Consider the following 3490-nt stretch of genomic DNA (forward strand, 5'->3'; position numbering starts at 1 on the left):
AGCCCACTACGAGTGAAACACCTTGGTTGGATGAACCCACAGGATCGGCTCAATAAATACTTGCGATACAAGAAACTAGATCCCGAGGGAAGGTGGAGGATAAAGGAGCAATACGAGTCAATTCTGGATCAATTTCCTCGACTCATTCCGTGGAAAGACTAGTCACACCAAACTTCCGAACTTAGTGAACATATTGCATTACTCTACCCCCGGTACTTGATTTCAAGATCGGGGAACTGGTTTTTACCCTTCCAAGCGACCCGACAAGGTACAGCCAACCGTTCAGCCAATGAAATCGACCTCATGTTGGTGTCTAAAATAACTACTTCAGGCAAATCATAGGCCATGGAAGCTGTTCAGCATGTGCCGCGCAGTGATTGTACTTGCGTTCGTGCATTCCTACCCTAGCTTGCCTACCAAAGCCACAGTTTGCCCTTCAAGTGGAGCTACGCGCTCGTTTGGTACCTAGCATTCAACCACCCACGTCGCCCCCAGCCATGTCTGGTAGGCCTGTCGATGCTATGATAGAACTCCGACATTGCGAAGATGTAGAAAACGCGCTACTGACTATGCTTCGGCTTAAGCCAGGGAATCAGAGCGCCCGCGCGCTTCTGGAAGTGGCCAGGACTATGAACACTTTGGCTGGTGGTTGAGTAATATCCAGTAAAGGCTGCATCGTTGTCAGTCCTGTGGGTTGAGATTAGGCTGTCGAACAAGCAATGGCCATTAGTTAATTCATCTGGAGGCGCCGGTATGCCCACCAGCTGGTACCAAGTGATTCCTATTGTGCTCCACGAAATTCAGTCACTGCAACCACGATCGGTCCTGGATGTGGGGATCGGATTCGGCAAATACGGAATGCTTATCCGCGAGGCACTGGAGGTACCATTGGGGCGCTATTACAAGCATCAATGGCAGATAAAGGTAGACGGGGTTGAGGTTTTTTCTGGTTACAAGAACCCCATCCATGAACATTGTTACGATCGAGTATATTACGGGGATATCCTGAGCTTGGTGGGTGAGCTCCCTAGCTATGATGTCATTCTGCTGATCGATGTGTTGGAGCACTTCGATAAAGGGGCCGGAACAAGCCTTCTTCAAAAACTAGTAAACCACACCAACAAGTGCCTGCTGGTCTCTACTCCGCTGTATCCCGCGTCCCAAGGTGCGTTCTTGGGCAACGCACATGAGGCACACCAAAGCAGGTGGATACTCACGGACTTTCTTGATTTCGACTTCAGCTATCAATTAATGCCCATAGGCGACAACGGAGCGCAATTGATAGCCGTCTTTCCGACCCAGTGTAAGCAGGAAAAGCCCAAAGAAGTCAACGAATACCCGGTGGAAGCATCAGGTAAAAACGAGCCTCTAACCGTAGGCTATATTCTGCCGCACAAGAATCTAACCGGCGGCCTCAAGATGCTACTGGAGCAGATGAGACAGCTTCACAACAGAGGCCACCGGGTAATTGCGCTGGGGAAGACAGGCAAAAACAGTCAGGTACTACCGGAATGGTTTCCCATTCAGGTAGATGAAGAAATTGCCGTACCTCAAGGGAAATCCTATCGCGACTACCTAGACTGCTGCGATGTGGTCATGGCCGGTTGGGTGAGCCAGATTCCCGAACTTATGGATACTGATACACCCGTAGTTTATTGGGAGCAAGGTCACGAGTGGATGTTTGGCGAATGCGGGGATCTCTCGTTCAATTCGCCAGTGCGGCAGCACTTGGCTCAATGTTACCAACTGCCATGTTATTTAGCTGCCGTCTCACCGATTGTGGCTAGGATCCTGAAAGTCAGGTACGGCCGAGACGCATCTGTCATCCCCAATGGCATAGATACTGACATTTACCAGCCCGGCAAAAGGCCCGACGACGGCACCATTCTACTGGTAGGAAATCCGGCTTTGCGCTTTAAGGGGTTCGACGTGGCCCTGAAGGCACTGCAAAAGGTATGGAATCATGGTTTTCGGTTTAAGGTTAAGTGGGTGTGCCAGGCCGAGCCTAAGGTACAAGGCGCAAGCTACCCCGTTACTTTCATAGTCAGCCCTTCCCAAGGGCAACTCGCCGAGCACTACCGGACATCCGACATCTTTCTTTTTACTTCCTGGTATGAGGGCTTCGGTATGCCCCCCTTGGAAGCCATGGCCTCGGGAGTCCCGGTAGTCGCCACCCAATGCGGCGGGATCGAGACTTACGCCGTTCCCGGCGAAAACGCTTTGATGGCAGATCCAGGTGACATAGACTCGCTGGCCTATGCAGTTATGTACCTGCTCCAACACCCAGAGGCTAGAGAGGTCCTTGCCCAAAGGGGCAGGGAAACAGCGCTCAAGTTTTCTGCCTCCAAAACCATCGGGTTACTGGAAGATTACTTGAGGCGGGTAGTTATAACCCACAAGCAGCGGGCCAAGTCCGAACCTGGCGCCCGGCAAGCCGGCAGCTAACCCCGAGGAACCTAAGCCATAATGTGGTGTCCAAGCTAACCATCTCAAGCCTTTCATTGCGGGAATCTGAGGAGCGTACCTGTGATGTATGGCGAAGCAGAAGCTACTATAACAAGCATTCTAAACCAGTTCCTCGCTTTTAAGAGCAGGGTCGAAAGCGAAATGCAGTCGCAAACCTTCCAGAGGACCTGGGTCGCCTGGTTAAGGCTTCTTCGAAGGCGGTCCGCTACCGCTCAGTCAGGTCACTGAGCATCCCTGCGCACTCAAGGGTGACGCGGACTGTGTCCGTAGTAGGCGGCAGGCTAATTGATACCTCAACCGGTGTTCCATCCGGCAACGGTAGCTCCTCTGCGAGCTCAATGATCTTTCCTTTGGCAATACCAGCATAGATCATACGGCATCACCTCTTGCCGTAGTCCCGGCAACCCTATTTTAGCATACGTTGGCTTATTATGCCGCCTACAACCTTCCCTCCTGGAGGGTGCAAGCGTCGTACCCACCCCAGCGCAGCAGCTCTGCCAGGGTCTCGGCAAGTGCGGGGCCTAGAGCAGTTCGCCGCACTGGCACGCTATCAGGATTGGCACAACTGTTCATTCGTATGCTTCCTTTGGCCTGGAAAAAAGGTAGCAACCAAGGTAAACGAGGTACTAAGGAGGTACTAAGACTAAGAGAGGTAGTAAGAAAGAAAAAATACCTCTATTCTATTTGCTGTAGAATTGCTGTAAACAGGTTACTGAAGTAAGACCGTCGATCGCTGACACCCTTGCAATTCCTGGTGGAGATAGGGGGATTCGAACCCCCGGCCTCTTGAATGCCATTCAAGCGCTCTCCCAACTGAGCTATATCCCCGTGCTCTTTTTTGTTCCCTTGGAACAACTCGAAGTATAGCATAAAGCTAGGGACTATGCAAGGCTTTTTGGTGTCGTTGCAGGGCTCCGTCAAAGTTAAAAATACCACCCGCCCCATGAATGAGGGAAAATTTATCTGGCTTTCTTCCTCTTTGCGATCTATAATCATCTCATGAAGATTAACCTTGACTCTCTGG

Annotated in this window: 2 protein-coding genes and 1 tRNA gene; 1 reads left to right on the forward strand and 2 read right to left on the reverse strand. The window is 51.3% G+C overall.

Annotated elements, in window-relative coordinates:
* Positions 1 to 753 precede the first annotated feature (753 nt).
* Positions 754 to 2445: a glycosyltransferase family 4 protein gene (locus H5U02_14695; GenBank protein MBC7343669.1), complete on the forward strand. Its 1692-nt coding sequence runs from the start codon at positions 754 to 756 to the stop codon at positions 2443 to 2445.
* A gap of 226 nt (positions 2446 to 2671) precedes the next feature.
* Here the strand turns inward: H5U02_14695 and H5U02_14700 are convergent, their stop codons facing one another.
* Both H5U02_14700 and H5U02_14705 read right to left on the reverse strand, forming a co-directional pair.
* Positions 2672 to 2839, reverse strand: coding sequence for a hypothetical protein (locus H5U02_14700; GenBank protein MBC7343670.1), 168 nt, complete (start codon positions 2837 to 2839; stop codon positions 2672 to 2674).
* 379 nt (positions 2840 to 3218) lie between these two features.
* Positions 3219 to 3294: transfer RNA gene (locus tag H5U02_14705), tRNA-Ala, on the reverse strand.
* Positions 3295 to 3490 lie beyond the last annotated feature (196 nt).

Source organism: Clostridia bacterium (assembly GCA_014360065.1).
Classification (GTDB): domain Bacteria; phylum Bacillota; class DSM-521; order Neomoorellales; family JACIYF01; genus JACIYF01.

Coding starts and splice junctions, on each gene's coding strand:
- H5U02_14700 (MBC7343670.1), bottom strand. CDS start 2,839: ATGATCTATGCTGGTATTGCCAAAGGAAAGATCATTGAGCTCGCAGAG.
- H5U02_14695 (MBC7343669.1), top strand. CDS start 754: ATGCCCACCAGCTGGTACCAAGTGATTCCTATTGTGCTCCACGAAATT.